This window comes from Pseudomonas sp. 05N434, from assembly GCF_056396965.1.
Genome location: NZ_JBFTMK010000427.1, coordinates 1 through 5,683, shown reverse-complemented (window position 1 = coordinate 5,683; position 5,683 = coordinate 1). Strand labels below are relative to the sequence as shown.

The 5,683-nt window shown below is 56.7% G+C and carries 4 protein-coding genes; 1 reads left to right on the top strand and 3 read right to left on the bottom strand.

The genetic code is table 11. The annotated features are described in order from the left end of the window. Positions 1 to 344: 344 nt before the first annotated feature. The 3 genes from AC1DLB_RS22465 to AC1DLB_RS22455 all read right to left on the bottom strand — a co-directional run bounded on the left by AC1DLB_RS22465 (position 345) and on the right by AC1DLB_RS22455 (position 4,022). Entirely contained in the window at positions 345 to 1,925 is a 1,581-nt protein-coding gene (locus AC1DLB_RS22465; protein ID WP_477743060.1) for an aldehyde dehydrogenase (NADP(+)), read from the bottom strand. A gap of 60 nt (positions 1,926 to 1,985) precedes the next feature. Further along, a complete protein-coding gene (locus AC1DLB_RS22460) occupies positions 1,986 to 3,533 on the bottom strand; it encodes a UxaA family hydrolase (RefSeq protein ID WP_477785672.1) in 1,548 nt (515 codons plus the stop codon). Positions 3,534 to 3,656: 123 nt separating this feature from the next. Further along, entirely contained in the window at positions 3,657 to 4,022 is a 366-nt protein-coding gene (locus AC1DLB_RS22455) for a LysR substrate-binding domain-containing protein (protein ID WP_477785671.1), read from the bottom strand. 299 nt (positions 4,023 to 4,321) lie between these two features. On the opposite strand from AC1DLB_RS22455, the gene AC1DLB_RS22450 reads away from it, so the two are divergent. After that, complete coding sequence (locus AC1DLB_RS22450; RefSeq protein ID WP_111455240.1) at positions 4,322 to 5,500, top strand: fumarylacetoacetate hydrolase family protein; 1,179 nt, start codon at positions 4,322 to 4,324, stop codon at positions 5,498 to 5,500. The last annotated feature ends 183 nt before the right edge of the window (positions 5,501 to 5,683 follow it).

Here is a 5,683-nt window from a genome sequence, read left to right as displayed (position 1 = left end):
ATGCTCTGATTCATAACGTGTCTCCGGTTTCTCAATTGTTGTTATTGTAACTTCGTTCCATCAGTAATTCTGTTACCAGAATCGCCGCCTTGTCAAGGGAGTCGTTCCGTGGTCGATCAAGGCGTAACGCTGGTTAATTGTGAGGTGCTGAGTTCGTACGTCTGACGTTGTCGCCAAGCCGAGCGAGCACGCTAAAGCCCGCTCGTGCAATTGAGCGAATAGGCTGTAAGAGGATGAACAGGCTCCGACGCGTCAAGCGCTCAGCACTGTTGCTTCATACAAAGGGTAATGAGGCCAACGACAGGTTCTAACGTCGTAGTACGCCGTCTTGCCCGTTTGCCAACCTACAAGCTATCTCGCGAGAGATGACCGTCGACGAGCCTCGAAATGTTCAACGGATTCGCGTTCTTGAGAGCATCGGGAAGCAATGCATCGGGGTAGTTTTGGAAGCAGACGGGTCTCAGGAAGCGGTCGATGGCCAAAGTGCCGACCGAGGTGCCCCGACTATCGGAAGTCGCAGGATAAGGGCCGCCGTGGACCATTGAATCGCAGACCTCGACACCGGTTGGGTAGCCATTGATGAGGATGCGACCAACCTTCATCTCCAACAAAGCAGTCAACTCTACGAATTGCGTAAGGTCTTCTGGCTCACCAATCAAGGTTGCGGTCAATTGTCCGTGAAGGGCATTGATGGACGCGTTGAGCTGCGCCTGGTCATTGACCTCGATGAAGATAGATGTAGGGCCAAAGATTTCCTCTTGAAGGACCTTGTCGCCTTTCAGCAGCAACTCTACGTCGGCTTTGAACAATTGTGGCTGCGCCTGGTGACCCTGTTGGTTACAGCCAGCCAGGTGCACGATGCCGGGGTGCGCGTGCAGGTTCTGCAATCCAGCCGCATAGCTGCGCAGGGTGCCTGCGTTGAGCATTGTTTGTGCCGGTTGGTCGTTTATCAACGCTGCCACTCTATCCTGAAAGGCACTGAATGCATCCGAGCGAATGCCAACCACCAGTCCGGGATTGGTGCAAAACTGCCCGCAACCTTGAACCACCGAGGCGGCAAGATCGTGAGCGATACTGTCGGCCCGACGCGAGAGGGCATGGGGCAGGATCACGACCGGGTTGATGCTCGACATCTCAGCGAAGACTGGAATGGGCTCGGGGCGAGCAGCGGCCATGTCGCACAATGCTCGACCGCCTTTGAGCGAGCCGGTAAAACCAACACCCTTGATGAGCGGGTGTTTTACCAAGGCTTCGCCTACGCCACTGCCATAAATCATGTTGAAGATACCGTCAGGCATGCCACTGCGCTCGGCCGCCCGGATAATTGCGTTGGCGACCTGTTCTGCAGTCGCCATGTGGCCGCTGTGGGCTTTGAATATCACCGGACAACCCGCCGCGAGCGCGGAGGCGGTATCGCCGCCGGCCGTGGAGAAGGCCAACGGAAAATTACTGGCACCAAATACAGCAACCGGACCGATGGCGGTGCGGTACTGGCGAAGGTCAGGGCGCGGTAACGGTTTGCGAAGTGGTAACGCTTGGTCGATGCGAGCGCCATAGAAATCACCGCGCCGCAGTACGTTTGCAAACAGGCGCATTTGACCGCTGGTACGTGCGCGTTCGCCCTGGATGCGAGCTACAGGCAATGCTGTTTCACGGCAAACCAGGGCAATAAACTCATCGTCCAAAGCCTCTAGCTCTTCAGCAATAGCATCGAGAAACTCAGCCCGTTTGCTCGCGCTCAGGATGCGGTAGCTGGAAAAAGCGTTGTAGGCTGCATGGGCAGCATCCTCGATTTCTTGCGAGGTCGCCTGGTGGAAGGCATAGGGTAGGGTTTCCCCCGTGCTGGCATCCACACTCTTGACGATGATAGTGCCGGCGGCGCTGCGCTGACCGCCGATAAAATTCTGGCCGGTGATGAGGGACATCGTTGTCTCCAGGTTGAATGTGCAAGAGATAGCTGGGCAAGGCATTCCCAGGACTGAAAATCAGGTGACGGCGCCGATCTGCCAAGGCACGAACTCATTTTGTCCGTATCCGTGTTGTTCGCTCATGCTGCGCTCGCCCGAGGCAATGCGCAGGATGGTTTCAAAGATTGCTGCACCGCACGCCTCGATGGTCAAAGTGTCTTCGGCAATTTCGCCGCAGTTGATGTCCATGTCTTCTCGCTGACGAGCCCACAAGGCGCTATTAGTCGCCAGCTTGATTGATGGGGCAGGGGCACAGCCATAGGCCGATCCGCGCCCGGTGGTAAACGCAATCAGGTTGGCACCACCGGCGACTTGGCCGGTTGCGGAGACGGGGTCATRGCCAGGGGTGTCCATGAAAACCAGCCCGTTGGYCGTGACGGCCTGGGCATATTCGTAGACATCCATCAGGTTGCTCGAGCCGGCCTTCGCCACAGCGCCCAGTGACTTTTCCAGAATGGTGGTCAAGCCACCGGCCTTGTTGCCGGCAGAGGGGTTATTGTTTAATTCGGCCCCCATACGCTCGCAGTAGCGTTCCCACCAATGAATTCGAGCGATCAGTTTTTCGCCGACCTCACGGCTGACAGCCCGTCGTGTCAGCAAGTGTTCGGCACCGTATATTTCAGGGGTTTCAGAAAGAATCGCGGTACCGCCGCAGGCGACTAGGCGATCCACCGCATTGCCCAGCGCAGGGTTGGCGGTAATGCCGGAATAGCCATCCGAGCCACCGCACTGCAGCCCAACCGTCAGGTGGCGAGCGCTAACCGGTTCGCGCCGAATCTGATTGGCCTCGCCAAGTAATTGCTTCACGTGATCAATGCCACTGGCGATGGCCTTGGACGTACCGCCACTGTCCTGGATGTTGAACGTGCGCAGGGTATTACTACGGGTCAGTCCTTGCGTCGTGAGTAATGAGTCGATTTGGTTCGTCTCGCAGCCCAACCCGATCACCAGCACGGCGGCAAAGTTGGCGTGGGTTGCATATCCGGCCAATGTCCGGCGCAACATGCTCAAACCGTCGCCCGCAGGGTCAACGGCGCAGCCGGCGGAATGCGTCAGAGCAACAACACCGTCGACGTTTGGATACGCTTGCAGTGCGGCGGGATTGATGTCCCGACGAAAATGGTCTGCGATGGCCCGGGCGACTGTGGCAGAGCAATTCACTGATGTAAGAATGCCGATGTAGTTGCGCGTCGCGACGCGTCCATCCGGGCGCACGATACCCATGAACGACGGGGCTTCACTTGGCTTGACGTTGGGTTTCGCATCGACGCTGAAAGCATAATCTCGTGTGAATTCCCCCATGGCCAGGTTATGCACATGGACATGCTCGCCTGCTTCTATGTCGACAACCGCAAAACCAATGATTTGCCCATAGCGCCTTACCGGTTGACCGGCTTCGATACGCCGGGAGGCCACTTTATGGCCCGCCACAATCGCTTGCCGGACAGTCACGCCTTCCTGCTCTAGGATTTCGCCAGCGAGTAGCGGTCGGCGTGCGATGAGCACATCGTCCAGCGGGTTCAAACGCAGCACAGCTGCTGCGCCGGTTTTCATGATCAGTTCCATCGCATCCTCACGGGCTGCTGGGTGGTGCGCGGTCGCTAATAGCGCCGCACTTTTGTGCTGGCACTATAGGATTCATAGAGATGGCTGCCTAATGAGAGCTTTCGATTGCTCGATAACTTTGCCTCATCGACTTTTTCTGAGTTGGCTGCTTTGCTTCTCCTCTGTAGCCGTTTGCCGCTGTCTGGCGAACGATAATAAGGTCGCAATAAACCTCCGCGTCGGCTMTGAGAGGGGTTCATCCTTGCGAGTGATAACCCCGTAATCCTGAGATTCAACTTTGAAGGGCGTGTTGAGGATTTGAAGCTGCCCATTTTGCAATTGCGACTGGACCATGGACTCGGGGAGCATCGCGAGCATTGGCCCAGACTGCAGCAACTGCAGGAAGGTTTGCATCGAAATGGTCTCAACGGTGTTGGTTGGCGGGGCGATCTTGAACAGTGTGAACGCGCGCTCCATGCGTTGTCGGATCGGCGTATTAAAGGGATACATGACCCATGGCCATTCGCTGAGTGCTTCGGTGGGGACTTACTGATGGCCGGTTGGGTAACATTCATCTGTTCTGCGGTCGTGTGCATATTGCGGGTCTTGGCCAGGCTAWTGACCAGTACCAAATGTTTGATCTTCAGCCATCGGGTAACACTGCCAAAAGTAATTTGATCGTTTTCCATCGGATAAGGCCTTGTCTGTCGATAACAAAACAGCATTGATCGGTGAGATTCTTTCATTGGGATTTACGGGGGAGGTCCATTACTTTTACGGCTCTGATGGCTGACTGATCTGGAAGCTCTATGTCGAATCTGAAACTGACGCGCGAAAACACCCTGCCAGTGGATGGCTTGGCCGGAACACTGATCGGCCGTGCCTGGATCCCGGGTGCGGTTGCAGGCCCCTCGCCAGTGGTGCTGCGCGATGACGGTGTGTTTGATCTTTCTGAAGTCTTTTCGACAATGAGCGAACTGTTGGAACACACCTCGCCGTTGTTGGCGGTTCGTCAGGCGTCTGGCAGGTACGTCGGGACTGTCGAGGAATTGCTTGGAAACACTGGCAGCCATGCCGATCCCGGCAAGGCATCGCTGTTGCCCCCAGCAGATTTGCAAGTCATCAAGGCAGCCGGGGTGACGTTCGCTTCCAGCATGATTGAGCGGGTAATCGAGGAGCAGGCCCGAGGCGATGCTGCAAAAGCGGAAAGTGTTCGCCGCTTGGTGCAAGAAGCCATCGGCGATAACTTGCGGGCAATCAAGCCGGGCTCGCCAGCAGCGATGCGCCTTAAGGCTGTGCTGATCAAGCAAGGCATGTGGTCGCAATACCTGGAGGTCGGTATCGGCCCGGACGCGGAGATTTTCACGAAGGCACCGGTTCTGGCCGCCGTGGGCAGTGGCAGCGAAATCGGCATCCATCACAAGTCTGAATGGAACAACCCAGAGCCGGAAATTGTGCTGGCGGTGAACAGCCGAGGCCAAGTGCATGGCGTCACCTTGGGCAATGACGTCAATTTGCGTGATTTCGAAGGCCGCAGCGCACTGCTGCTGAGCAAGGCCAAGGACAACAATGCGTCCTGTGCGATCGGCCCATTTATTCGTCTGTTCGATGAAACGTTTACCCTCGACGACGTGCGCAACTGCGTCGTGGATTTGCAGGTTCAGGGCGACGACGGCTTCATCCTTGAAGGCAGCAGTTCCATGGCGTTGATCAGCCGTGATCCGTTGGATCTCGTGGCCCAGACGGTCGGCGGTGATCACCAATACCCTGATGGCTTCATGCTTTTTCTCGGAACCTTGTTTGCGCCTACCCAGGATCGTGAGGCACCGGGAAGCGGCTTTACGCATAAGCAGGGTGATGAGGTCAGCATTGGGAGCCCGTTGCTGGGCACGTTGCGCAACACAGTCACCTACAGCCATGAGGCTGCACCCTGGACTTTCGGCTTGCGAGCGATGATGCACAATCTTGCTGCCCGCGGGCTGCTGTAGGTAAGGCAGGTGGGTGAGCTGCATTGGGTGTTCTCCCGCAACGATTGAACAAACACGGGTGCACGTCTATTGATAAAGAGCCGAATCCGAAGGGTCCGGTTTTTTATATCCGCCAGGCGTCTCCCACCTTCTGGAGACCCGGTTGCATGGCTAGCCCTGTCTCGATAAGGCGAACCAGGTACA

What these genes read in the sequence shown, in the direction of transcription:
- AC1DLB_RS22450 (WP_111455240.1), top strand. Translation starts at nt 4,322, where the DNA reads ATGTCGAATCTGAAACTGACGCGCGAAAACACCCTGCCAGTGGATGGC.
- AC1DLB_RS22465 (WP_477743060.1), bottom strand. Translation starts at nt 1,925, where the DNA reads ATGTCCCTCATCACCGGCCAGAATTTTATCGGCGGTCAGCGCAGCGCC.